Source organism: Rathayibacter sp. AY1D9 (assembly GCF_002932395.1).
GTDB lineage: Bacteria > Actinomycetota > Actinomycetes > Actinomycetales > Microbacteriaceae > Rathayibacter.
This window is the reverse complement of sequence record NZ_PSVQ01000010.1, coordinates 40,243-64,914: the sequence shown is the minus strand read 5'-3', so window position 1 is coordinate 64,914 and position 24,672 is coordinate 40,243. Positions and strand designations below refer to the sequence as shown.

Below are 24,672 nucleotides of genomic sequence, written 5' to 3'. Positions count from 1 at the left end.
GGCTGCGCAGGCGAGTCCGGGGCCGGGCGCTCAGGCGCCTCACGCTAGACTGCTCTGGTCCCGATGCACCCCCAGGAGGAGACCCATGAGCACCGAGCACGACGACGACAACCACGGCCACTCGCCCGCAGCGTGGACGGCCGTCGTCATCATGCTGGTCGGATTCACGATCGGCACGATCGCGTTCTGGTTCGACGTGCCCCTGGTGGTCTGGCTCTCGGCCGGCCTGGTCGTGGTGGGTCTGCTCGTGGGCATGGGCATGGCCAAGGCGGGCTACGGCGTCAACGGCGCGAAGGCGAACCCGAAGGCGCGCGCCTAGGTGCTCGCCGACCTCACCGCCGGCGCCCTGGCCGACGCGGCCCGGCGCCGCGAGAGCGCCCCGCTCGAAGCCGTCGAGCGCCGCGCGCTCGCCCAGGCGCCCGCCCTCGACGCCCTGGCCGCTCTGGCCCCCGCCGAGCGCGTCAGGATCATCGCCGAGGTGAAGCGCGCCAGCCCGTCGCGCGGAGCCCTCGCCGACATCCCCGTCCCCGCCGAGCTGGCCGGGCAGTACGAGCTCGGGGGAGCGAGCGCGATCAGCGTCCTCACCGAGGAGCGCCGCTTCAAGGGGTCCCTCGCGGACCTCGAGGCGGTCCGCGAGCGCGTGTCGATCCCCGTCCTGCGCAAGGACTTCGTCGCCGAGCCGTACCAGGTCCTCGAGGCCCGCGCGGCCGGAGCCGACCTGGTCCTCCTCATCGTCGCCGCGCTCGAGCAGCCCCTGCTCGCCGAGCTGCACGCCCTCGTGCTCGAGCTGGGGATGACCCCGCTCGTCGAGACGCACTCGGCCGACGAGCTCGAGCGGGCCGCCGACCTCGGCGCGCGGCTCATCGGCGTGAACGCCCGCGACCTCTCCACCTTCCAGCTCGACCGCGACCTCTTCGGCCGCCTCTCCGAGCGCTTCCCCGACGATGCGGTGAAGGTGGCCGAGTCGGCCGTCCTCACCGCCGACGACGTCGCGCACTACCGCGGCTCCGGAGCCGACGTCGTCCTCGTGGGCGAGGCTCTCGTCACCGGCGGCGACCCCGTCTCCACCCTCGCCGGCTTCCTGGCGCACTGACCACACCGATAGGCGGTACCCCCATGGCACTCCGGGATGAACTCGGCCCCTACTTCGGCGAGTTCGGCGGACGCTACGTCCCCGAGTCCCTCGTCGAGGCCCTCGACGAGCTGAGCGCCGAGTACGAGCGCACGAAGGTCGATCCCGCGTTCGCGGCAGAACTGATGGAGCTGCACCGCAGCTACACCGGTCGTCCGTCGATCATCACCGAGGTGCCGCGGTTCGCCGAGCACGCCGGCGGTGCGCGGATCATCCTCAAGCGCGAGGACCTCAACCACACCGGCTCGCACAAGATCAACAACGTGCTGGGCCAGGCGCTGCTCACCAAGCGGATCGGCAAGACCCGCGTCATCGCCGAGACGGGAGCGGGCCAGCACGGCGTCGCGACCGCCACGGCCGCCGCCCTGTTCGGCCTCGACTGCGTGGTCTACATGGGCGAGGTCGACACCGAGCGCCAGGCCCTCAACGTCGCCCGCATGCGCCTGCTCGGCGCCGAGGTGATCCCCGTGACGACCGGCTCGCGCACCCTCAAGGACGCGATCAACGACGCGATGCGCGACTGGGTGACGAACGTGGGCACCACGAACTACATCTTCGGCACCGTCGCCGGCCCGCACCCGTTCCCGGCCCTCGTCCGGGACTTCCAGAAGATCATCGGCGAGGAGGCGCGCGAGCAGGTCCTCGAGCTCACCGGCTCGCTGCCCACCGCGGTCACCGCCTGCGTCGGCGGCGGCTCCAACGCGATGGGGATCTTCCACGCCTTCCTCGATGACCCCGAGGTCCGCCTCGTCGGCTTCGAGGCCGGCGGCGACGGGATCGAGACCCCCCGCCACGCGGCGACCATCAGCAAGGGCCGCCCCGGCGTCCTGCACGGCGCCCGCAGCTTCCTCCTCCAGGACGAGGACGGCCAGACCGTCGAGTCGCACTCGATCTCGGCCGGCCTCGACTACCCGGGCATCGGCCCGGAGCACGCGTGGCTCTCGAGCATCGGCCGCGCCGACTACCGCGCGGTCACCGACTCGGCCGCGATGGACGCGCTCATGCTGCTCAGCCGCACCGAGGGGATCATCCCGGCGATCGAGTCCGCGCACGCGCTGGCCGGCACGCTGGAGCTCGGGCGCGAGCTCGGCCCCGAGGCCACCATCCTGGTCAACCTCTCGGGCCGCGGCGACAAGGACATGACGACCGCTGCGCACTACTTCGGCCTCATGGACCAGGGCGCGGTGCAGTCGTGAGCGGCCGCGGACCGAGCGTCGCCGAGACCGTCCGGCGCCGGAACGAGGAGGCGGCGGGCGCCCTGATCGGCTACCTCCCCGTCGGCTTCCCCGACCTGCCGACCAGCATCGACGCCGCCGTGGCCATGGCCGAGAACGGCGTCGACGCGATCGAGCTCGGTCTGCCCTACTCCGATCCGGTGATGGACGGACCCGTCATCCAGGAGGCGACCCAGGCCGCCATCGCGGGCGGCTTCCGCCTCCGCCACGGCTTCGAGGCCGTCCGCGAGATCCGGGCGCGCGTCGACGTGCCGGTCCTGGTGATGACCTACTACAACCCCGTCCTGCAGTACGGGGTCGAGCGCTTCGCCACCGATCTGGCCGAGGCCGGCGGGTCCGGCCTCATCACGCCCGACCTGATCCCGGACGAGGGCGCCGAGTGGCTCGCCGTCTCCGAGCGGCTCGGACTCGACCGCGTGTTCCTCGCGGCACCGTCCTCGACGGACACGCGCCTGCGCCAGGCCGTCGACTCGAGCCGTGGATTCGTCTACGCGGTCTCGACGATGGGCATCACCGGCGCGCGCACCGATGTCGACTCCGCGGCCCGCACCCTGGTCGACCGCCTCCGCGCCGCCGGCTCCGAGAGCGCGTGCGTCGGCCTGGGCATCTCGACCGGCGAGCAGGTCGCCGAGATCCTCGCCTACGCGGACGGCGCCATCGTCGGATCCGCCCTGGTGCGGGCGCTGGCGTCCGGCGGGGTCGACGCGGTCGCCGAGACCTCCCGCGGCCTCGCCGAGGGCACCCGCCTGCGCTCCGCGCGCTGACACCCTCCCGCTACAATCGGGATGCCCACCGGGGCGCGGCCGAGCCGTGCCCGGGGGACCCCCTCCTTCGAAAGGTCGAGTACCGGTGTCCGTACCGCTGAGCATTCCGAGCCCCCCCGACGCGTGGAGTCAGTACGACCTCACGATCGGCACCTTCACGCTCGCGATCCACACCTACGCGCTCTGCATCCTCGCGGGGATCATCGTGGCGACGATCATGACGAACCAGCGCCTCAAGCGCCGCGGCGCGGAGCCGTGGGTCGTGCTCGACATCATCATCTGGGCGGTGCCGCTCGGCATCGTCGGCGCCCGCGCCTACCACGTGCTCACCCACCCCGGCGACTACTTCTACGACGGCGCCGACCCGTGGGAGGTCGTCCGCATCTGGAACGGCGGCAACGCCATCTTCGGCGGGCTGATCGGAGGCGCGGTCGGCGCGTTCATCGGCTGCCGCTGGACAGGAGTGCGCTTCTGGACCTTCGCCGACGCCCTCGCCCCCGGCATGCTCGCCGCTCAGGCGCTCGGGCGCCTGGGCAACTGGTTCAACCACGAGCTCTTCGGCCTGCCCACGACCCTGCCCTGGGGCCTCGAGATCGAGACCACCAACCCGGCCTTCCCCGTCGGCCTCCCGGCGGGCACGCTCTTCCACCCGACCTTCCTCTACGAGATCCTCTGGAACGTCGTCGGCATCGCGGTCATCCTCCTGCTCGAGCGCCGTCTCAAGCTGCAGTGGGGCACCGTCTTCGCCGCCTACCTGATCTGGTACGGGATCGGCCGCGTCTGGTTCGAGTCCATCCGGATCGACCCGAGCGAGTTCTTCTGGGGCATCCGCACCAACGTCTGGGCCGCGCTCATCGCCGTGGTCATCGGCCTGGTCCTCGTGGTGATCCAGAAGCGCGAGCACCCGGGCGCCGAGCCCTCGGCCTACCGGCCGGGTCGCGAGTGGACGCCCGCCCCGGCTGCGGTAGAATTCGAGGACGTCGAGTCCGACTCCGACGACACCACCACCCCTGCTTCCGGCACCGACGCCGAGAAGCCGACGGTCTCCCGCACCTGACGGAGGTCGCGGAGCCTCCGCGACCGCCTCCCGGGTGCCCGACACCTCCACGACCGCCCCATCGCGGCGCAGCCACGAGCGCTGCCGCGGGCGGGTCGTCGTGCAGGCACCGCCGACGGCGCGCGACGCTCGCGCCACGGCAGAACCCTGCGGCCCTCCCGATCGGGGAGCCGCACCTCCTCCACCACCGCGGGCCAGCGACGTCCCGATCAGCCATCACCCCCGTGAGGACGGTTCCCATGGCCTCCGCCCAGCCCTCGACCCCGGCCCGCGCCGTGCCCTTCCTGGGCATGCCGCCGGCGCAGGGGATGTACGACCCGGCCGCCGAGAAGGACGCGTGCGGTCTCGCGATGGTCGCCACCATGCGCGGCACCGCCGGCCACGACATCATCGACGCCGCGCTGAACGCGCTGCGCAACCTCGAGCACCGCGGCGCCGTCGGCTCCGACGCGGGAACGGGCGACGGCGCGGGGATCATCACGCAGATCCCGGACGAGTTCCTCCGCGCGGTCGCTCCCTTCGAGCTCCCGCCGCTGGGCCAGTACGCGGTGGGCAACGCCTTCCTCCCGGTGGACGTGTTCGAGCGCGAGCGGGTCAAGTCGACGATCGCCGACATCGCCCGCGAGGAGAACCTCGCCGTGGTCGGCTGGCGGTCCGTGCCCGTGCAGCCCGACGAGATCGGCACGCTCGCCCGGGCCGCCATGCCGGCGATCGAGCAGCTGTTCATCCGGAGCGAGCTGACCGACGAGAGCGGCACGCCCCTCTCCTCCGTGCGCCTCGACCGCCTGACCTTCCGCCTGCGCAAGCGCGTCGAGCGCGAGCTCGAGGTCTACTTCATGTCGCTCTCGAGCCGCACGCTCGTCTACAAGGGCATGGTGACGACGCTCCAGCTGGAGCCGTTCTACCCTGACCTGTCCGACGAGCGCTTCGCGTCGAAGCTCGCGCTGGTGCACTCCCGGTACTCCACCAACACCTTCCCCTCGTGGCCGCTCGCTCAGCCGTTCCGGATGATCGCGCACAACGGCGAGATCAACACGGTGCAGGGCAACCGCAACTGGATGCGCGCGCGCCAGTCGCAGCTGAAGAGCCGCGAGCTGGGCGACCTGGCCCCGCTGTTCCCGATCGTCTCGCCCGGCCGCAGCGACTCCGCCTCGTTCGACGAGACCGTCGAGCTGCTCAATCTGGCCGGCCGGTCGCTCCCGCACGCGATCATGATGATGGTGCCGGAGGCCTGGGAGAACCAGGACGGCGCGCTCGACCCGAAGCGCCGCGCGTTCTACGAGTACCACTCGATGCTCATGGAGCCGTGGGACGGCCCGGCCGCGATCGTCTTCACCGACGGCGAGCTCGTCGGCGCCACCCTCGACCGCAACGGGCTCCGACCCGGCCGCTACGTCGTCACCGACGACGGGCTCGTGGTGCTCGCCAGCGAGATCGGCGTGCTCGACATCGACCCCGCGAAGGTGGTCCGCAAGGGACGCCTGCAGCCCGGCCGCATGTTCCTGGTCGACACCGAGCAGGGCCGCATCGTCGAGGACGAGGAGATCAAGGGGCAGCTCGCCGCCTCCGGTCCGTTCGAGGAGTGGCTCGAGAAGGGCCGCATCAACCTCAAGGACCTCCCCGAGCGCGAGCACATCGTGCACACGCCCGCCTCGGTCAACCGCCGCCAGCGCACCTTCGGCTACACCGAGGAGGAGGTCCGCCTCCTCCTGCTGCCGATGGCGCGCGCCGGTGCGGAGCCGCTCGGAGCGATGGGCTCGGACACCCCCGTGGCCGTCCTGTCCAAGCGCCCCCGCCTGCTCTTCGACTACTTCACGCAGGCCTTCGCGCAGGTGACGAACCCGCCGCTGGACTCGATCCGCGAGGAGGTCGTGACCTCGCTCCGCCTGGGCCTCGGCCCCGAGCGCAACCTGCTGACCGCCGGTGCCGAGCATGCGCGACAGGTCGTCCTCGACTTCCCGGTCATCGACAACGACGAGCTCGCGAAGATCCAGCACATCGCGCCGCGCCCGCTGAGCCACATCACCACGACGATCCGCGGCCTGTACCGCGTCGACGCGGGACCCCGCGCGATGCAGGACCGCATCGACGAGATGTGCGACGAGGCCGACGAGGCCATCGCCGCGGGAGCGCAGTTCCTGGTGCTCTCGGACCGCGACTCCACCAAGGACTTCGCGCCGATCCCCTCGCTGCTGATGCTCGCCGCCGTGCACCACCACCTCATCCGCACCGAGAACCGGATGCGAGTGGGGCTCGTGGTCGAGGCGGGCGACGTCCGCGAGGTGCACCACGTGGCGACGCTCATCGGCTACGGCGCCTCCGCGGTCAACCCGTACCTGGCGATGGAGACCTGCGAGGACCTCGTCCGCAGCGGCATGCTGTCGGACGTCTCGCCGGAGAAGGCCGTGAAGAACGTGATCAAGGCGCTCGGCAAGGGCGTGCTGAAGATCATGTCCAAGATGGGCATCTCCACCGTGTCGAGCTACGCCGGGGCGCAGACCTTCGAGGCCGTCGGCCTCAGCCAGGCGTTCGTCGACCAGTACTTCACCGGCACCGTCTCGAAGCTCGGCGGCATCGGCATCGACGTCGTCGCCGAGGAGAACGCCGCGCGTCACCGCGCCGCGTACCCCGAGGACGGCGCGATCGTCGCGCATGAGCGCCTGGCGGTCGGCGGCGAGTACCAGTGGCGCCGCGACGGCGCCCCGCACCTGTTCAACCCGGACACGGTGTTCCGCCTGCAGCACTCGACGCGCAACCGCCGCTACGACGTCTTCCGCGAGTACACGAAGATGGTCGACGACCAGGCGAGCTCGCTGATGACCCTCCGCGGCATGTTCAAGCTCGACACCGCGGGGCGCACGCCGATCCCGATCGACGAGGTCGAGCCGGTCGAGGCGATCGTCAAGCGCTTCTCGACGGGCGCGATGAGCTACGGCTCCATCTCGCCGGAGGCGCACGAGACGCTCGCCATCGCGATGAACCGCCTCGGCGCCAAGTCGAACACGGGCGAGGGCGGCGAGGACACCGAGCGGCTGCTCGACCCGGAGCGCCGCTCCGCGATCAAGCAGGTCGCCTCGGGCCGCTTCGGCGTCACGAGCATGTACCTCACCCACGCCGACGACATCCAGATCAAGCTCGCCCAGGGCGCCAAGCCCGGCGAGGGCGGTCAGCTGCCGCCGACGAAGGTGTACCCGTGGATCGCGCGCACCCGGCACGCGACCGCCGGTGTCGGCCTGATCTCGCCGCCGCCGCACCACGACATCTACTCGATCGAGGACCTGAAGCAGCTGATCTTCGACCTCAAGCGGGCGAACCCGTCGGCGCGCATCCACGCGAAGCTGGTCAGCCAGTCGGGCATCGGAGCTGTCGCCGCCGGCACCGCGAAGGCCCTCGCCGACGTGATCCTCGTCTCGGGTCACGACGGCGGCACCGGCGCGAGCCCGGTGAACTCGCTCAAGCACGCGGGCACGCCCTGGGAGCTCGGCCTGGCCGAGACCCAGCAGACGCTGATGCTCAACGGCATGCGCGACCGCGTGGTCGTGCAGGTCGACGGCCAGATGAAGACCGGTCGCGACGTCGTCATCGGCGCGCTGCTCGGAGCCGAGGAGTTCGGCTTCGCGACGGCTCCGCTGATCGTCGAGGGCTGCATCATGATGCGCGTCTGCCACCTCGACACCTGCCCGGTGGGCGTCGCGACGCAGAACCCGGAGCTGCGCCAGCGGTTCTCCGGCAAGCCCGAGTTCGTCGTCAACTTCTTCGAGTTCATCGCCCAGGAGGTGCGCGAGTACCTCGCGCAGCTCGGCTTCCGGAGCGTCGACGAGATCGTCGGACACCGCGAGCTGCTCGACGTCGACCAGGCGATCGAGCACTGGAAGGCGAGCGGGCTCGACCTGACGCCGATCCTGGTCGGACCGGTCTTCACGGCGGAGGAGCCGCGCCGCCACGGCCGCGCGCAGGAGCACGAGCTCGAGCATCACTTCGACAACGAGCTGATCCGCCTCGCGGCGAACGTGCTCGACCACCGCGGCACCGTGCGGATCGAGCGCGAGATCAAGAACACCGAGCGCGCCGTCGGCACCATGCTCGGCCACGAGGTCACCGTCCGCTTCGGCGAGAACGGTCTACCTGCCGACTCCATCGTCGTGTCGCTCCGCGGTTCGGCCGGGCAGTCGCTCGGAGCGTTCCTCCCCGCCGGCATCACGCTGCGGCTCGAGGGCGACTCCAACGACTACGTCGGCAAGGGCCTCTCTGGCGGCCAGATCGTGGTGCGGCCGGACCGCCGCAGCACCTTCGACGCCTCGACGAACGTGATCGCGGGCAATGTGATCGGCTACGGGGCGACCCAGGGCACGATGTTCATCCGCGGGATGGTCGGCGAGCGCTTCCTGGTCCGCAACTCCGGCGCCACCGCGGTGGTCGAGGGAGTGGGCGACCACGCGCTCGAGTACATGACCGGCGGCCTGGCGGTGATCCTCGGCGAGACCGGGCGGAACCTCGGCGCCGGCATGTCGGGCGGCACGGCCTACATCCACGGCCTGCGCCGCGAGCTCGTGAACCGCGACGCGATCGCCTCCGGCGAGCTGACCCTCTCCGAGCTCGGCAGCGCCGACGTAGAGATCCTTCGCGACCTGCTCGAGCGGCACGTCGCGGAGACCGAGTCGACCCTGGCCCAGGGGATGCTCGACGATTTCGACGGAACGGTCTCGCGTTTCGTCAAGGTACTGCCCCGCGACTTCGCCGCGGTGCTCGCGACGCGCGCATCCGCTGTGGAGGAGGGGCTCGACCCCGACGGCGACGTCGTCTGGGGACGGATTCTGGAGGTGACCGGTGGCTGATCCCAAGGGGTTCCTGAAGGTGCAGGACCGGGAGCTGCCCAAGCGGCGTCCCGTGTCCGTCCGCCTGATGGACTGGAAAGAGGTCTACGAGCAGGGCGACTCCGCCGTGCTGCGCCGGCAGGCGGGCCGCTGCATGGACTGCGGCATCCCGTTCTGCCACAAGGGCTGCCCGCTGGGGAACCTGATCCCCGAGTGGAACGACCTGATGTGGCGTGGCGAGGGCCGCCAGGCGATCGAGCGCCTGCACGCGACGAACAACTTCCCGGAGTTCACGGGCCGGCTCTGCCCGGCGCCGTGCGAGTCGTCCTGCGTGCTCGGCATCAATCAGCCCGCCGTCACGATCAAGCAGATCGAGGTCTCGATCATCGATCAGGCCTTCGGCAACGACTGGGTGCAGCCGCACCCGCCGGAGCGCCTGACCGGCAAGACCGTCGCGGTCGTCGGCTCCGGCCCGGCGGGGCTCGCCGCAGCTCAGCAGCTCACCCGCGCCGGGCACACCGTCGCGGTCTACGAGCGCGACGACCGCATCGGCGGCCTCCTGCGCTACGGGATCCCGGACTTCAAGATGGAGAAGAAGCACCTCGAGCTCCGCCTGAACCAGATGAAGGCCGAGGGCACCCGGTTCCGCGCGGGCGTCGACATCGGCTCCGACATCACCTGGGACGACCTGCGGGCGCGCTACGACGCGGTCGTGGTCGCCACCGGCGCTCTCGTGCCGCGCGACCTGCCGATCCCGGGGCGCGACCTCGACGGCGTGCACTTCGCCATGGAGTACCTCGTGCAGTCGAACCGCGCGATCGCGGGCGACCGCGTCTTCGAGCAGATCTCGGCCGAGGGCAAGCACGTCGTCGTCCTGGGCGGAGGCGACACCGGAGCGGACTGCATCGGCACCGCCCACCGCCAGAAGGCCGCGTCGGTCACGAACCTGGCGATCGGGCAGCAGCCGCCGTCGCAGCGCCCGGACAGCCAGCCCTGGCCGATGGACCCGACCGTGTTCGAGGTCTCGAGCGCCCACGAGGAGGGCGGGGAGCGGATGTTCCTCGCGTCGACCGTGGAGTTCCTCGCGAACGAGGGCGGCGAGGTCCGCGCGGTGCGCGTGGCCGAGACCGAGTACCTCGACGGACGCCGCGTCCCCAAGGCGGGCACCGAGCGCGAGATCCCGGCCGACCTGGTCCTGCTCGCCCTCGGCTTCACCGGCCCGGAGGCGGACCACCTCGGCCGCCAGCTCGACGTCCCCTTCACCGAGCGCGGCAACGTCGCGCGCGGCGACGCCTTCGAGACCACCGTCCCCGGCGTCTTCGTGGCCGGCGACGCCGGGCGCGGCCAGTCCCTGATCGTCTGGGCGATCGCGGAGGGCCGCTCCGTCGCGGCCGAGGTCGACCGCTACCTCGAGGGCACGACCCAGCTGCCGGCGCCGGTCGGCCCCAACGACCGGGGCTTCACGCTCTAGTCCCCGGGACGCGATAGTCTCGGCCCGCCAGCAATCAGCTCACCCTCCCCGCTAACGACGCGCCTCCGGGCGCAGAACAACGGAGCACCCCCTCAATGAGACGAGCGAAAATCGTCGCCACCCTCGGCCCGGCAACGTCGTCGTACGAGACCATTCGTGCGATCATCGACGCCGGCGTGGACGTGGCCCGCATGAACCTCAGTCACGGAAGCTACGACGTCCACGAAGGCATCTACCGCATCGTGCGGAAGGCCGCGGACGACGCCGGGCGCGCGGTCGCGATCCTCGTCGACCTGCAGGGTCCGAAGATCCGCCTCGGCAAGTTCGAGGGCGGCCCGTACGCCCTCGCCGAGGGCGACGTCTTCACCATCACCACCGAGGACGTCCTCGGCACGCGCGAGCTCTCGGGCACCACGTTCAAGGGCCTCCCGGACGACGTGAACCCGGGCGACATGCTCCTCATCGACGACGGCAAGGTCGCTGTCCGCGTCACCGCCGTCGAGGGCCCCCGGGTCGTCACCGAGGTCGTCGTCCCCGGCAACGTCTCGAACAACAAGGGCATCAACCTGCCCGGTGTCGCGGTCAACGTCCCCGCCCTCTCCCAGAAGGACGAGGACGACCTCCGCTGGGCGATCCGCCTCGGCGCCGACATCATCGCCCTCTCCTTCGTGCGCAACGCCAGCGACATCGAGCGCGTGCACGAGATCATGGCGGAGGAGGGCCGCAAGGCTCCCGTCATCGCCAAGATCGAGAAGCCGCAGGCGGTCGACAACCTGCAGGAGATCATCGACGTCTTCGACGGCATCATGGTCGCCCGCGGCGACCTCGGCGTCGAGCTGCCCCTCGAGGCGGTGCCGATCGTGCAGAAGCACGCCGTCGAGCTCGCCCGCCGCTGGGCGAAGCCGGTCATCGTCGCGACCCAGATGCTCGAGTCGATGATCGAGAGCCCCCGCCCCACGCGGGCCGAGGCCTCGGACGTCGCGAACGCCATCCTCGACGGCGCGGACGCGGTCATGCTCTCGGGCGAGACCAGCGTCGGAGCCTGGCCCGTCGTCACCGTGCAGACCATGGCCCGCATCGTCGAGTCCACCGAGGAGCACGGTCTGGAGCGCATCCCGCCGCTGGGCAGCAAGCCCCGCACCCAGGGCGGATCCGTCACGCTGGCCGCCGCCGAGGTCGCGGAGTTCGTCGAGGCGAAGTTCCTCTGCGTGTTCACGGAGTCGGGCGACTCGGTCCGCCGCATGACGCGCCTGCGCCACGGCATCCCGATCATCGGCTTCACCCCCGAGCCGGCCGTCCGCCGCCGCATGGCGCTGAACTGGGGCGTCCAGTCCTTCGTCACGCCGCGCGTCAACCACACCGACGCGATGTTCGCGCAGGTGGACGCGGTGCTGCTCCGCGAGGGCCTCGCCCAGGCGGGCGAGACCGTGGTCGTCGTCTCCGGATCGCCCCCCGGGCGCGCCGGCACGACGAACGACATGCGGGTGCACATCGTCGGCTCGTCCAGCTCGGCCGACAGGGCCGAGAACTGGGACCACTGAGTCCAGCACCCCCGGAGGGCCCGGTCGCGCGAGCGGCCGGGCCCTCCGGCGTTCCCCGGGGGTCCGCGTGGCGGGACGCGCCTCCGCGGGCGGATACCGTGGACCCATGCGACTCGGCGTGCTCGACATCGGCTCCAACACGGTCCACCTGCTCCTCGTCGACGCGCACCCCGGCGCCCGCCCGGTGCCCTACCGCTCGCACAAGCGGAGCCTCGCTCTCGTGGCGCACCTCGACGAGGCGGGGGAGATCACCGAGCGTGGCCAGCGCGAGCTGATCGCGTTCGTGACCGAGGCCGCCGAGGTCGCCCGCGAGCACCGCGCGGAGGACCTGCTGGCGTTCGCGACCTCGGCGATCCGCGAGGCCGGCAACGGCGCGGCGGTCCTCGACCGGGTCCGCGCCGAGACGGGCGTGCACCTCCAGGAGCTCGGCGGCGAGGCGGAGGCGTCGGCCACCTTCCTCGCCGTGCGCCGCTGGTTCGGCTGGGGCGCGGGCTCGATCCTGGACCTCGACATCGGCGGCGGCTCGTTCGAGCTCTCGATGGGCGTGGACGAGGTGCCCGAGCTCGCCGTGTCGGTCCCGCTCGGAGCGGGGCGGGTGACGCGGGACCTGCTGGTCGGCGATCCCGCCTCGGCCACGAGCGTGAAGGCTGCCCGGCGTCACGCCCGCGAGGTGCTCGCGGAGCCCGTCCGCGGCTTCCTCGCCCTGGGGCGCCCCGACCTGGTCGCAGGCACGTCGAAGACCTTCCGGTCTCTGGCGCGGATCACCGGCGCCGCTCCGAGCGCCGCCGGTCCGCTGGTGCGCCGGGAGCTGCACCTGGTCGACCTCCGGCTGTGGTCCGCTCGCCTCGCCGCGATCAGCGCGGCCGACCGCTCAGCGCTGCCCGGCGTCTCCGCTCTGCGGGCTCCGCAGCTGCTCGCGGGCGCTCTCGTCGCGGAGGCGGCCATGGACGCCCTCGGCATCGAGACGCTGGTGATCTGCCCCTGGGCCACCCGCGAGGGGCTGATCATCCGCCGCTTCGAGCTGCTCGACGCGCAGATCCAGCGCGAAGACGTTCAGCTCAGCGCGATGCTGTAGGACAGCGACCGCCGGCCGCCCGGCTCGAGGACGATCTGGCGCGGCTTGTCGACGATGTCGCCGTCCCAGCCCTCGGGGGTCGGGACGCTCCGCCAGGGCTCGAGGCAGACGAACGGGGCCCCGACGGGCTTCCACACGCCGACCACGTCGAAGTCCCCGGTGTCGACGACGATCGCGCGGGCGGCGCCGTCGGCCTCGAGCCGGAGGGTCCGCCGGCGCGGCTCGTCGAAGATCATCACGCCCTCCTCGAAGTGCGCGTCGTCCACTGTCAGGACCCCGTCCTCGAGCGGCGCCGGGTGGCGCGCCTCGAGCAGCAGGTTCTCCGGAGCGCGGCGGTACCCCTCCGGCTCGGGCTGCGCGAAGCGGATGCGGTGCTCGCCGCGGCCCTCGGGCAGCGGCAGTGCGAAGGCCGGGTGGTTGCCGAGCGAGAAGCCCAGCGGAGAGGGACCCCTGTTCTCGACGGTCTGGGTGATCCGGAGCGAGGCGCCGGTCACGGCGTAGGCGATGAGGAGCGTCCAGTCGAAGGGGAACACCGCGCGCGTGGCGTCGTCGCTCCGGAGCCGGAACACCGCCTCGTCCGCCGAGACGCCCGCGAGCTCGAAGACCCGGTCCCGCGCGAAGCCGTGCTGCCCCATCCGGTGGTCCGCGCCGTCGTGGTGCAGCGTGTCGCCGGGGAGGCGCCCGATGATCGGGAACAGGACGGGAGCGTGCCGGCGCCACTCCGGGCCGGCCTGCCACAGGTACTCGCGGCCCTCGTCGTCGCGGAGGGACGTCATCTCGGCCCCGGCGGTCGTCAGGGCGAGGCGCAGGCTCTCGCTGCCGAGGGTGAGGACGGTGGGCGCGGGGGAGTCGCTGCTGGTCATCCTCCGATTCTGCCCGTCACGCGGTGCGGGCGGGGGTGTCGGCGGCGCGTGGCAGCATGGGGCGGTGCCTCCCGAGTCGACCCCCTCCTCCTGGCGCGCCCGCGTCGGCGAGCTCAGCGGAGCCGCCGAGACCGAGTCGCCGACCGTCCTCACTCCGATCGGGCTGCAGTTCGAGCTGCGCCGGCTGGTGCGCCGGGCCGACGATCCGTGGCGGGCGCCGGCGAGCGAGCGCGTCACGGCGAAGACCTACGACGCCGACGAGCGCCGCGACCACCGTCTGGCCACCCGCCCCGTCGTCCGCGGGCGCGGGGGCGCCTGGAACCGCACCACCCTGACCTGGAAGTCGCTGAACTTCCAGACCCACCGGCTCTCGCTCGACCCCGCTCACCAGCGCTGGTTCGCCGAGTTCGCGGCTCTGCACCGCGCCACGCGCACCGTCCACCTCGGGCAGGACCCCGACTGGATCCACCTCGACGACTACGAGAGCCCACTGCTCTGGCGGCTGCTCGAGCAGGCGCAGGCCGCCGGGATCCCGCTGCTCGCCCCGGAGAAGGGCGCGGTCCGTCTCGCCGGTCCCGCGCATGTGGCGGTGACGGTCTCGGCGGAGGAGGGAGCGCTCCGGCTGCGGCCCGTCCTGCGGATCGACGGCGCGGAGCACGCGCCCGAGTCGGCTCGTCCGGTCGCCCGGCACGGCGTCTACGCGGTCGAGGGCGGCGATCCGTCCTCGCTCCTGCTCGCGCCCGCGTCCCTGCCCTTCGACGACGAGGAGCTGCGGCTCCTCGACCACCCCGAGGAGACGGAGGTCCCGGCGGAGGACGTGCCCGAGTTCGTCGGCGAGCACCTCCCCGCCCTCCGCGGCCGCGTCGCGGTGCGCGAGGAGGGCGTCGACCTCGTCCTGGACGATCCGGAGCCCCCGCGCCTGGTCTGCACGGTCTCGTTCGAGCCGCGGCGCGCCGTCAGGGTGGGCTGGCACTGGCGCCGCTCGCCCGATCGCGCGGGCGAACTCGACGGCACGGCCGACGCGGCTCTCGAGCGCGCGGTGCTCCGCCGGGTGCGCTCGGTGCTCGGCGAGGCCGGGTCCGCTCTCGTGCCGGAGCCGGGGACGAGCGCGGTCCTGCGCGGGGCCGAGGCGGCGGTGTTCGTGGTGGAGCAGCTCCCGCAGCTGGAGGGGATCGGCGGGGTCCGGATCGAGCGCGAGGGCGCGGCCCCGGACTACCGCCTGCTGACCGGACCGCTCACGCTCACCATCACCGCGGTCGACACCGAGAGCGCCGACTGGTTCGACCTCGGCGTCGTCGTGACCATCGGCGACGCGACCGTGCCGTTCCTGCCCCTCTTCCGCGCTCTGGCCGCGGGCGGCGACCGCATCCGCCTGGTCGACCACTCCTACCTCTCGCTCGCGCACCCCGGCCTCGACCGGCTCCGGGAGCTGCTGACCCGGGCGGACGAGCTCGAGGAGTGGGAGACGGGACCGCGGCTCGGCCGGCACCAGGCCGGGCTGTGGAACGAGCTGGAGGAGCTCGCCGACGAGAGCGTCCCCTCCGACGCGTGGCGCGCCGTGCTCGACTCCGCGCTGGCCGCCGGGTCGCCGGAGGACGTGGAGCCGCCGGAGGGCCTGACCGCCCGGCTGCGTCCGTACCAGCGGGCGGGCTACGCCTGGCTCGTGCACCGCCTCCGTCACGGGCTCGGCGGGATCCTGGCCGACGACATGGGCCTCGGCAAGACCCTGCAGGCGCTGGCCATGATGCTCGACGCGGTCGAGGAGGCGGGCCGCGCCGGGATCCGCCGCGCGCCGTTCCTCGTGGTCGCCCCCACCTCGGTCGTGCCGGGCTGGCGCTCGGAGGCCGAGCGCTTCGCGCCCGCCCTGCGCGTCCACGTCGTCGCGAGCTCGCGGGAGGGCGCGCTCGACGCGATCCCGGGCGACGCGGACGTGGTCCTCACCAGCTACGCGGTCCTGCGCCTCGGCGGCGAGCGCTGGGCGTCGAGGACGTGGTCGGCGCTGATCCTCGACGAGGCCCAGTTCGTCAAGAACCCCGCCTCACAGACGCACCGGGCCGCCCGCGGGGTCGGCGCGCCCGTCACGCTCGCGCTCACCGGCACACCGCTGGAGAACTCGCTCGACGAGCTCTGGGCGGTCCTCGCCCTGGTGGCGCCCGGGCTCCTGCCGCCGCTGCGCCGCTTCCGCGAGGAGTACACCCGGCCGATCCTGCACGCGGAGGCGCCCGTCGGCATCGGTTCGCCCGATCTGTCCGAGGGACGGACCGTCAGCCACACCGAGGGCGCGCGCCGCCGCCTCGAGAGACTGCGCCGGCGACTGCGTCCGTTCCTGCTCCGCCGCACCAAGGAGGCGGTGGCGCCGGAGCTCCCCGAGAAGCAGGAGCAGACGATCGAGGTCGCGCTGACGCCCGCCCACAGGGTGCTCTACGACGGCTACCTCCAGCGCGAGCGGCGGAAGCTCCTGGGCCTGGTCGACGACCTCGACCGGCAGCGCTTCACGGTGTTCCGATCGCTCACCCTCCTGCGCCTGCTCGCGCTCGACGCGTCCCTGGTCGACCCGGCCTACCGGCACGTCCCGTCCGCGAAGCTCGACGTGCTCGTCGAGCAGCTCGACGACGTGATCGCGGAAGGCCGTCGGGCCCTCGTCTTCAGCACCTTCACCTCGTACCTGGAGCGGGCGGGGGAGCGGCTGCGTCGGCGCGGCATCCCGTTCGTGCAGCTCGACGGCTCCACGCGGGACCGCGCGGGAGTGATCGAGGAGTTCCGCTCGGGAGCCGCGCCCGTCTTCCTGATCAGCCTGAAGGCGGGCGGCACCGGGCTCACCCTCACCGAGGCCGACCACGTCTTCATCCTCGACCCGTGGTGGAACCCGGCGGCCGAGGCGCAGGCCGTCGACCGCGCGCACCGCATCGGCCAGGAGCGGCGGGTGAACGTGTACCGGCTGGTGGCGACGGACACGATCGAGGAGAAGATCGTGCGCCTCCAGGAGCGCAAGGGCCGCCTCAGCACGGCGGTGCTCGACGAGGGCGAGCTCTTCGCCCGGGCGCTGTCGGCCGACGACGTCCGCGAACTGCTGGCCGAGTGACCACGGCCCCACGAAGGGTGACAGAACGGCCAGCCGCGGCCCAGGATCCGAGCGCACACTGAGCGGATGAGACGCCGCCGCCCCCGCCCCCGCGCCGACTGGATCGTCGCCCTCGAGAAGGGCGACGACGCCGGGCTCTTCGGACCGGGCAGCGCGGTCTGGGCGGTCAACGGCGGCCTGCCCACGATGATCGCCGGAGTGCGGGCTCTGCTCATGCAGACCCTCCATGCCGGAGCGATGGCCGGTGTGCACGACCACTCCCGCTACCGCGAGGACCCGATGGGCCGCCTCGACAACACGGTCCGCTGGGTCCTGACCACCAGCTTCGGCGACACCGCCGCGGCGAGCGGAGCGGCGCGCTGGGTGACCGGCGTGCACGAGCGGATCGTCGGCTCCTACGAGGACGCCGGCGGGCGTGAGCGCTCCTACTCGGCGCAGGACCCCCGCCTGCTGCTCTGGGTGCACGACGCCTTCACCGACGCGTTCCTCGGCGCCCACGAGATCTGGGGCGGACGGATCCCCGGCGGCCCCGACGCCTACGTGCGCGAGTGGGCCGCCTCCGGCCGGCTGCTCGGAGTGCAGGATCCGCCCGAGAGCGTCGCGGAGCTCCGCGCGCAGCTCGCCGGATTCGCGGGCGAGCTCAAGCCCGACGCACGCGTGCACGAGGCGGTCGGGTTCCTCCGCGACATCCGGCTGCCGGGCGAGGCGGGCGTGGTCTACCCGCTGCTGTTCGCCGGCGCGGTCGCCTCGCTCAGCCCCGAGGTGCGGAGGCTCCTAGGCCTCCGGCGCCCGTGGTGGCCCGCGATCACGGCGAACCGCCTGCTGTTCGTGTTCCTGGGCCGGTATCTCGGCCGGGTCTCGCCGAGCGAGCAGGCCGCGATCGACCGCATCGCCGGCCTCGACCAGGTTCGCACCGGCGCCTGACGCTCTTCCCGTACACCTGTCCGGGAAGTGGTAGACTGACGTCGATGACTCCCGCCCGCCTCGCCTCCGTGCCCGCGGCGGAGTCCCCCTCGGCGCTCGGCTCCGCCGATCCGCGAGCCCGGCGCACCCGCCGCCGCGTGTTCGACGCGGTCGAGCGGCTTGTCATGCAGAGCGACGGCGAGAGGGCCGAGGGCATCGCGGTGAGCGACATCGTGCGCGAGGCCGGTATCAGCCGCAGCTCGTTCTACGCCCACTTCGACGACGCGGCGGGAGTCGCCTCCGCGCTGCTCCGCCAGGACCTCGTGGTCGCCGACGTCGCCGAGGGCGATCCCGCCGACCGCTCCGGAGCCGACGCCCTGCAGCGCGGCTACTCGCGGCTCGTCGAGCGGCTGGTCGACCGCCACGCCTTCCATGCCCGGCTCCGCGCGCGGGCCTCCGCCCGGGTCGCCTCCGACGACGCCGTGCTCGACACGGCGCTCGCTCTGCACCGCGAGGTGCTCGCCCGGGTCGACGTCCCCGCAGCGGTCGACCCCGAGCTCACCGCGGTCTTCGCGGCCGGCGGCGTCCTCTCCGTGGTCGGCGCCTGGCTCGCCGGCTCCCTCGACGGCACCGACGAGGAGCTGGTCGAGCACCTCGTCGCGCTGCTCCCGGCCTGGCTCGCCGCTGCGCCGCTGCGCCCCCTGGACTCCTCACTCCCACCACGCCCCACGACGAAAGGCACGACATGATGACATTCGAGGTCGGCGAGACCCTGGTCTACCCGCACCACGGAGCGGTGACGATCACCGGGCTCGAGAAGCGCTCGGTCAAGGGCGTCGAGAAGACGTTCATGACGATGAACGTGCACACCAGCGAGCTCACCATCACCCTCCCCGTCGAGAACGCCGAGCTCGTCGGCGTCCGCGAGATCATCGACGACGCCGGAGTCCAGGCGGTCTACGACGTCCTGCGCAGCGACGTCGCGGAGGAGGCCAACAACTGGTCCCGCCGCTTCAAGGCCAACCAGGAGAAGATGGCCAGCGGCAGCGTGTATCGCGTCAGCGAGGTCGTCCGCGACCTGTGGCGCCGCGAGCAGGCGGGCGGCGTCTCGGCCGGCGAGAAGCGGATGCTCCTCAAGGCGCGTCAGATCCTCGTGTCGGAGCTCTCGCTCGCCCTGAAGGGCACCGACGAGGAGGCCTCGGCCAAGCTCGACGAGGTCCTCGCCTCGGCGATCTGACCCCGCGTCGCGGCGGGTCGGCTCACTCGGGCCGGCACGCCGCGATGATCCTCGCGGCGACCTCGTCCTGCGAGGCGGAGCCGTCGATCCGCACCAGGAGCTCGCGCTCGTCGTAGACCTCCGCCAGAGGAGCCGTCTCGCGCTCGTAGACCTCGATCCGGTTCCGCACCACCTCGGGGTCGTCGTCGGCGCGGTCCTGCTCCTGCGCCCGCACGTGCAGCCGTTCGACGACCACGTCCACGTCGGCCGTCAGCAGCACGACGCACGAGAGCGGTGTACCCCGCTCCTCGAGGAGCTCCGCCAGCGCGTCCACCTGGGCGAGCGTGCGCGGGTAGCCGTCGAGGATGAACCCGTCCCGGGCGTCCTCCTCGGCGATGCGCTCGGCGACCAGGGCGTTCGTCAGCTCGTCCGGCACGTACTCGCCGGCCTCCACGAGCGCCCGCAGACGCCGTCCGAGGTCGGTGCCGTCGGCGACGTGCGCGCGGAACAGATCGCCGGTGGAGATCGCCGGCACCCCCAGCTCGCGCGACAGCACGGCCGCCTGGGTGCCCTTGCCCACGCCGGGCGGGCCCATCATGATGACGCGCATCGCTCGTCCTCCTCGGTGTCGTCAGGCGATGCTAGCGGTGCGGAGCGGCGTGGCCGGTGCACACCGCGCCCGTAGGCTGGCGGGACGAGCCGAGGAGGAGCGATGCCCGCAGCACCCGGGGCCGAGCAGGCCGCCGCCGATCTGGCCGCGCTCCTGCGCCAGGTCTCCGCCGAGCTCGACGCCCGCGGCATCGCCGACCAGGCCGTCGCCGAGCTGCGGACGCCGCGCGCGATCCTCGGCTTCCGCCGCAAGCCGGTGATGGCGCCGGTGACCCGCGCGTGGCGCCTCGGCGTGGTGCTCCTCGGACGCGAGGGCGAGCTCCTCGCGACGGGCTCGGTCACGCGTGCCGTCGCTCCGCTGCACGCCAACAACCAGTCCGAGTCGCAGGAGGCGCGCCGCGAGATCCGGCGCGCCGCCTTCGACGGTCCGTTCCAGGAGGGCGAGATCGTCAACTACGGCTGGCGGCGCCTCGCACTCGACGCCGCAGCGCTCGAGTCGGGCCAGGAGCCGCTGGCACTGCGCGGCTCCGAGGTGCTCGTGCGCTGGGCGCCCGGTCTGAGCGAGCAGGGACTGATGCCGCTGCGCAGGTACCTGGCCGACCGCCTCGACCTCCTCGAGGCCGACTAGCGCCGGGTCACTCCTCCTCGGCCACCGGGTGGAACCACGGCGGGTAGACGGCGACGCGGGGAGAGGCGTCGATGCCCTCGAAGAGAGCCTTGACGCGGTTGCGGGCGGCGACCGACGCCACGCCGACCGTCGCGACGCCCTCGAGCGGGAAGCGCTCGGGCACGAGCGCCTCGGCGCTGCGCAGGGCCGGCTCGTCGACCAGGAGGCGCGCGAAGGTGCGCACGAGCGCGTCGCCCTCGGTGAAGCGCGTGAGGACGTGGGAGGCGTCGCCGTCGCTCAGGACCGGGGCGGAGGCGAGCGAGCCCACCAGGACGACGTACTGCGAAGCGGTGGTCTCGTGGGCGCTCGGCGACCAGTGCGGAGCGACCCGCTCGCCGCGCAGGTCGGCCCAGAGGGCGGCGTCGGGGGAGAGGAAGAAGGGCACGAAGCCGGCGACGCTGACGCCGTCCTTCACCTGCACGGCACGGCGGTGCTCGCGGGTGGTCTCGGCGCTGACGTCGATCGCGGGGCGCTCCTGGAGCTGCTGGTCCGCCAGGATCGCGCCGGCGGCGACGATCGCCTCGAGGTTGTCGAGGTGGGTGACGTGGTAGATCCGCTGCGCGGCGATGTCGACCTTCGGCAGGGGCTTCTCGCGCGCCGTGCCGCGGGCGGCGGCACGGGCGGTGGCCGCACGGGAGGTCCCGGGCACGCGCGCGGGGGCGCGGGTGGCACGGCCGACCTGCTCGGGGAGCTTCTTCGGGGTGCAGACGTCGCAGAGCGCGATGTCGAGGCCGTGGATGCATTCGGTGGGCACTCTGGATTCCTTCTGCGCGCGGGCTCGGGGTTCCGCCGCAGGGACGACGTTACGCGACCGGGGCCCTCGCGCGTCCCGGCGGCGGGGATCTGCGGAGCCGCGGCGTCCGCCCGGGCATCCTCTGGGAGGCGCCGGAGCACCGCTCCCCGCCGCGTAGCGTGAGCGGGATGAAGCGCGTGCCGCCCGCCGAGGGCCAGGAATCCGTCTGGGACTACCCGCGACCCCCGAGGGTCGAGACCACCGCCGAGCACGTGGTCGTGCGGCTGGGCGGCGTCGTCGTCGCCGAGACCCGCGACGCTCTCCGCGTCCTCGAGACGAGCCACCCTCCCGTCTACTACCTCCCCGTGTCCTCGTTCGCGCCCGGGGCGCTCGAGCCCGCGCCCGGCCGCAGCATCTGCGAGTTCAAGGGCGCGGCCTCCTACCTGACCCTGCGCGGGGGAGGAGGAGCGGTCGCGGAGGCGGCGGGCTGGACGTACCCCGAGCCGATGGCCGGCTTCGAGGCCCTCGTCGACACCGTCGCCCTCTACCCCGGCCGGATGGACTCCTGCACGGTCGACGGCGAGGCGGTCCAGCCGCAGCCGGGCGACTTCTACGGCGGCTGGATCACCTCGCGCGTGGTCGGTCCGTTCAAGGGCTCGCCGGGCACGATGTTCTGGTGAATCAGACGGGGGAGGGCGGACCGAGCGGGTCCTGGACGAGGACCGCTCGTGCTGCGTCGATCCCCGAGGCCTCCAGCGTCCATTCCGGCCGCACCAGGGTCTCCGGTGTGACGCGGAACCGCAGCTCCTCGACCGACATACCGTCCGGACCGACGATCCGGTGCGTCCCGTTCGGCCGGTAGCCGAGGGCCTCCGAGACCCGGATCGAGCGGGTGTTCCAGGCGAGAGCGGCGCTCTCGGCGACCTCGGCTCCGAGGTGGTCGAAGGCGAGGAGGAGGACGGCGGCGCGCATCTCCTGCCCGAGGCCGCGGCCCTGCGCCGAGCGGGTGAGCCACGAGCCCGAGGTCAGGGTGCGGGTGGCGGCGAAGGACTCGGCGACCACGTCCTGGCAGCCGACGACCCGGCCGTCCTCGACCACGGCGAACGCGACGCGCCACGACTCCCGCGTCGTCTGCGCGCGCTGCGACCAGTGGAAGCGGGCGAGCTCGCCGGGCAGGCGCTCCGCCGGCGCCTCGGCCCAGGGGGAGGGGAACGGCGAGCGGCCGCTCTCGTGCACGCCCGCGAGGGCTGCCTCGGCGAGAGGGCCGAGGTCGGCGTCGCGGACCGGATGCAGCTCGAGCCGCGGCGTGCGCAGCTCCAGCGAGAACAGGGGCCAGGGGTCGGTGCTCATCCGACGACGCTAGCGAGCGGAGGCGCGCACCGCGCGACCAGGCGGGTACCGGTGGTGGGACTCGAACCCACAAGCCCTCTCGGACAGAGCATTTTGAGTGCCCCGCGTCTGCCATTCCGCCACACCGGCTCATCACCAGCCCGTCGAGAATACCGTAGGCTCATCGGCGTGACTGACCAGGAACCCTCGTCGACCGCACCCCGTCGGGTCGTCGTCGCCGAAGACGAATCCCTCATCCGCCTCGACATCGTGGAGATCCTCCGCGACAACGGCTTCGAGGTCGTCGGCGAGGCCGGCGACGGAGAGACCGCTGTGGCCCTCGCCACCGAGCTGCGCCCCGATCTCGTCATCATGGACGTCAAGATGCCCCAGCTCGACGGCATCTCGGCGGCCGAGCGCCTCTCGAAGGCGCACATCGCGCCTGTCGTCCTGCTCACCGCCTTCAGCCAGAAGGAGCTCGTCGAGCGCGCCAGCGAGGCCGGAGCGCTCGCCTACGTCGTGAAGCCCTTCACGCCCAACGACCTGCTGCCCGCGATCGAGATCGCCCTCTCGCGGTACGCCCAGATCCTCACCCTCGAGGCCGAGGTCGCCGACATGGTCGAGCGCTTCGAGACCCGCAAGCTCGTCGACCGCGCCAAGGGCCTGCTCAACGAGAAGATGGGGCTCACCGAGCCCGAGGCGTTCCGCTGGATCCAGAAGGCCTCCATGGACCGCCGGCTCACCATGCACGACGTCGCGCAGGCGATCATCGAGCAGCTGAGCACGAAGAAGGCCTAGCGCGAGGCCGGGCCCGAGGGCCCACGGCCTCAGGGCCAGAGGCGGGTGCGCTCCCACGGGGAGCCGCCCGCCTCCGTCGTTCCCGGGCGGTACTCGAGACGGGTGTGATCCTGCTCCGGCGCGGTCGAGCCCTGCCAGAACTCGATGCGCTCGGGCACGACGCGGTAGACGGCCCACTCCCGGTCGAGCGTCGCGGGCGAGCAGCCCACGGCGACGCTGGTCTGGAGCGTGACGAGGCCGAAGTCCTGCGCGCTGCGCATCGGCTCGCTCTGGCGTCCGACGAGCAGGGCGGTGCGAGCGGCCTCGGAGCGGCGGCGGAAGTCGTCGGCCGACTCCTGCGCGGAGGCGCGCTCGACCCGGCCCTCGACCCGGACCTGACGGCCCTGGACCGGCCAGAAGAAGGTCAGCGCGGCGTGCGGGTTCTCCTCCATGGCGCGTCCCTTGGGGCTGGTGGCATGGGTGGAGAACGCCCAGCCCGCCTCGTCGATCTCGCGCAGCACGAGCACGCGCGCCGAGACCGTGCCGTCGTCGGAGGCGGTGGAGAGCGTGGCGCCGTGGGGGAGGAGCTGGCCCGCGTCCTTCGCCTCCTCGAGCCACTGCGCGAACAGCTCGAGAGGATCGGCCGGAGCCGCCTCCGCATCGAACGAGGGCAGCTCGGAGGGCATGGACGGGAGGCTCTTGAGGAGATGGCGAAGGCTCATCCGCTCAGTGTCGCCCTTCGGGCACCACCGGGCACAGTCGCGCGCCGTCGCTTGACAGTGCCGCTCGCCGCGGTGCCGGGTCCCCGAGCGGCGCGGCCGACCGGTCGATCCCCCGTCGCTCGCAGGCGCGGGCGGTCCCGACGGCGGTCGCGGTCCTGGGCGCGGTCGTCGCCCTCCGCTCCCGCGAGGGGGACCCGTCCGCTCCCGTCAGCGGGCGTCGCGGATGATGTTGGTGACCCGCACGGTGGAGAGGCGGCGCCCCTCCTGGTCGCGCACGACGATCTCGTGGGTGGTGAGGGTGGAGCCCAGGTGGATCGCGTCGCAGGTGGCGATCACGAAGCCCGAGTGGACCGACCGGCTGTGGCTCGCGTTCAGCTCGATGCCCATCGCCAGGCGGCCCGCGCCGGCGTGCACGTTCGCCGCGATCGAGCCCATCGACTCGGCGAGCACGACGTGCGCGCCGCCGTGCAGGATGCCGACCGGCTGCCGGTTGCCCTCGACGGGCATCGAGGCCACCGAGTGCTGCGGGGTGAGCTCGTGCCAGAGGATCCCCATCCGCTCGGCGAGCTCGCCCATGCCGCGGCCGATCCCGGCGACCAGGTCGAGCGCGGGCGGGCGGATCCAGGCGGTCGTGGTGGGGGTCGGCTCGGTCACGTCGCTCCTCGCGCTGGAGCCTCGGAGC

General features: G+C 72.7%; 22 protein-coding genes and 1 tRNA gene. 16 read left to right on the top strand and 7 right to left on the bottom strand.

The window, feature by feature from the left end:
- The first annotated feature begins 85 nt into the window (after window positions 1–85).
- The 9 genes from C5C50_RS06495 to C5C50_RS06455 all read left to right on the top strand — a co-directional run bounded on the left by C5C50_RS06495 (window position 86) and on the right by C5C50_RS06455 (window position 13,089).
- Window positions 86–319, top strand: coding sequence for a DUF6704 family protein (locus tag C5C50_RS06495; protein ID WP_104221860.1), 234 nt, complete (start codon window positions 86–88; stop codon window positions 317–319).
- Window positions 320–1,093 (top strand): indole-3-glycerol phosphate synthase TrpC, encoded by a 774-nt coding sequence (gene trpC, locus C5C50_RS06490; protein ID WP_104221862.1) that lies wholly within the window; start codon window positions 320–322, stop codon window positions 1,091–1,093.
- 23 nt (window positions 1,094–1,116) lie between these two features.
- Window positions 1,117–2,328: a tryptophan synthase subunit beta gene (gene trpB, locus C5C50_RS06485; RefSeq protein ID WP_104225310.1), complete on the top strand. Its 1,212-nt coding sequence runs from the start codon at window positions 1,117–1,119 to the stop codon at window positions 2,326–2,328.
- Entirely contained in the window at window positions 2,325–3,131 is an 807-nt protein-coding gene (gene trpA / locus C5C50_RS06480; RefSeq protein ID WP_104232657.1) for a tryptophan synthase subunit alpha, read from the top strand. Before trpB ends, trpA begins: the two co-directional genes overlap by 4 nt.
- An 85-nt stretch (window positions 3,132–3,216) precedes the next feature.
- Entirely contained in the window at window positions 3,217–4,188 is a 972-nt protein-coding gene (lgt, locus tag C5C50_RS06475) for a prolipoprotein diacylglyceryl transferase (protein ID WP_258059820.1), read from the top strand.
- A gap of 239 nt (window positions 4,189–4,427) precedes the next feature.
- Window positions 4,428–9,023 (top strand): glutamate synthase large subunit, encoded by a 4,596-nt coding sequence (gltB, locus tag C5C50_RS06470; RefSeq protein WP_104273126.1) that lies wholly within the window; start codon window positions 4,428–4,430, stop codon window positions 9,021–9,023.
- The gene (locus C5C50_RS06465; protein WP_104246790.1) at window positions 9,016–10,473 is read left to right on the top strand and encodes a glutamate synthase subunit beta; all 1,458 of its coding nucleotides are present in this window, start codon (window positions 9,016–9,018) and stop codon (window positions 10,471–10,473) included. Before gltB ends, C5C50_RS06465 begins: the two co-directional genes overlap by 8 nt.
- Before the next feature lie 95 nt (window positions 10,474–10,568).
- On the top strand, window positions 10,569–12,014 hold the full coding sequence (pyk, locus tag C5C50_RS06460) for a pyruvate kinase (protein WP_104221869.1): 1,446 nt from the start codon (window positions 10,569–10,571) through the stop codon (window positions 12,012–12,014).
- A gap of 106 nt (window positions 12,015–12,120) precedes the next feature.
- Complete coding sequence (locus tag C5C50_RS06455) at window positions 12,121–13,089, top strand: exopolyphosphatase (protein WP_104232654.1); 969 nt, start codon at window positions 12,121–12,123, stop codon at window positions 13,087–13,089.
- Here C5C50_RS06455 and C5C50_RS06450 read toward each other — a convergent pair.
- A complete protein-coding gene (locus C5C50_RS06450; protein WP_104221873.1) occupies window positions 13,068–13,952 on the bottom strand; it encodes an aldose 1-epimerase family protein in 885 nt (294 codons plus the stop codon). The genes C5C50_RS06455 and C5C50_RS06450 overlap by 22 nt on opposite strands.
- Window positions 13,953–14,016: 64 nt before the next feature.
- Between C5C50_RS06450 and C5C50_RS06445 the strand changes: the two genes are divergently transcribed.
- The 4 genes from C5C50_RS06445 to C5C50_RS06430 all read left to right on the top strand — a co-directional run bounded on the left by C5C50_RS06445 (window position 14,017) and on the right by C5C50_RS06430 (window position 19,174).
- On the top strand, window positions 14,017–17,034 hold the full coding sequence (locus C5C50_RS06445) for a DEAD/DEAH box helicase (protein ID WP_104273136.1): 3,018 nt from the start codon (window positions 14,017–14,019) through the stop codon (window positions 17,032–17,034).
- Window positions 17,035–17,100: 66 nt separating this feature from the next.
- Window positions 17,101–17,958, top strand: a complete 858-nt coding sequence (locus C5C50_RS06440; protein WP_104221875.1) for an oxygenase MpaB family protein — start codon at window positions 17,101–17,103, stop codon at window positions 17,956–17,958.
- Between the two features lie 44 nt (window positions 17,959–18,002).
- Window positions 18,003–18,686, top strand: a complete 684-nt coding sequence (locus tag C5C50_RS06435) for a TetR/AcrR family transcriptional regulator (RefSeq protein WP_104221877.1) — start codon at window positions 18,003–18,005, stop codon at window positions 18,684–18,686.
- Window positions 18,686–19,174, top strand: coding sequence for a CarD family transcriptional regulator (locus C5C50_RS06430; protein WP_104273135.1), 489 nt, complete (start codon window positions 18,686–18,688; stop codon window positions 19,172–19,174). The genes C5C50_RS06435 and C5C50_RS06430 overlap by 1 nt, the downstream gene beginning before the upstream one ends.
- A 22-nt stretch (window positions 19,175–19,196) precedes the next feature.
- Here C5C50_RS06430 and C5C50_RS06425 read toward each other — a convergent pair whose 3' ends face one another.
- Window positions 19,197–19,763 (bottom strand): adenylate kinase, encoded by a 567-nt coding sequence (locus C5C50_RS06425; RefSeq protein ID WP_104260728.1) that lies wholly within the window; start codon window positions 19,761–19,763, stop codon window positions 19,197–19,199.
- Between the two features lie 102 nt (window positions 19,764–19,865).
- Between C5C50_RS06425 and C5C50_RS06420 the strand changes: the two genes are divergently transcribed.
- Window positions 19,866–20,390, top strand: a complete 525-nt coding sequence (locus C5C50_RS06420) for a hypothetical protein (protein ID WP_104263170.1) — start codon at window positions 19,866–19,868, stop codon at window positions 20,388–20,390.
- Between the two features lie 7 nt (window positions 20,391–20,397).
- On the opposite strand, the gene C5C50_RS06415 is transcribed toward C5C50_RS06420, so the two are convergent.
- Entirely contained in the window at window positions 20,398–21,183 is a 786-nt protein-coding gene (locus tag C5C50_RS06415; protein ID WP_104221883.1) for a DarT ssDNA thymidine ADP-ribosyltransferase family protein, read from the bottom strand.
- Window positions 21,184–21,350: 167 nt separating this feature from the next.
- Between C5C50_RS06415 and C5C50_RS06410 the strand changes: the two genes are divergently transcribed.
- A complete protein-coding gene (locus C5C50_RS06410) occupies window positions 21,351–21,842 on the top strand; it encodes a DUF427 domain-containing protein (RefSeq protein WP_104257829.1) in 492 nt (163 codons plus the stop codon).
- A gap of 1 nt (window position 21,843) precedes the next feature.
- Here C5C50_RS06410 and C5C50_RS06405 read toward each other — a convergent pair whose 3' ends face one another.
- Complete coding sequence (locus tag C5C50_RS06405) at window positions 21,844–22,512, bottom strand: GNAT family N-acetyltransferase (RefSeq protein ID WP_104260731.1); 669 nt, start codon at window positions 22,510–22,512, stop codon at window positions 21,844–21,846.
- A 46-nt stretch (window positions 22,513–22,558) separates the two neighbouring features.
- A tRNA-Leu gene (locus C5C50_RS06400) sits at window positions 22,559–22,641 on the bottom strand.
- A 39-nt stretch (window positions 22,642–22,680) separates the two neighbouring features.
- Between C5C50_RS06400 and C5C50_RS06395 the strand changes: the two genes are divergently transcribed.
- A complete protein-coding gene (locus C5C50_RS06395; RefSeq protein WP_104221889.1) occupies window positions 22,681–23,289 on the top strand; it encodes an ANTAR domain-containing response regulator in 609 nt (202 codons plus the stop codon).
- A gap of 29 nt (window positions 23,290–23,318) precedes the next feature.
- Here the strand turns inward: C5C50_RS06395 and C5C50_RS06390 are convergent, their stop codons facing one another.
- Window positions 23,319–23,990, bottom strand: a complete 672-nt coding sequence (locus tag C5C50_RS06390) for a pyridoxal 5'-phosphate synthase (protein WP_104232645.1) — start codon at window positions 23,988–23,990, stop codon at window positions 23,319–23,321.
- A gap of 207 nt (window positions 23,991–24,197) precedes the next feature.
- Complete coding sequence (locus C5C50_RS06385; RefSeq protein ID WP_374954496.1) at window positions 24,198–24,644, bottom strand: PaaI family thioesterase; 447 nt, start codon at window positions 24,642–24,644, stop codon at window positions 24,198–24,200.
- Window positions 24,645–24,672 lie beyond the last annotated feature (28 nt).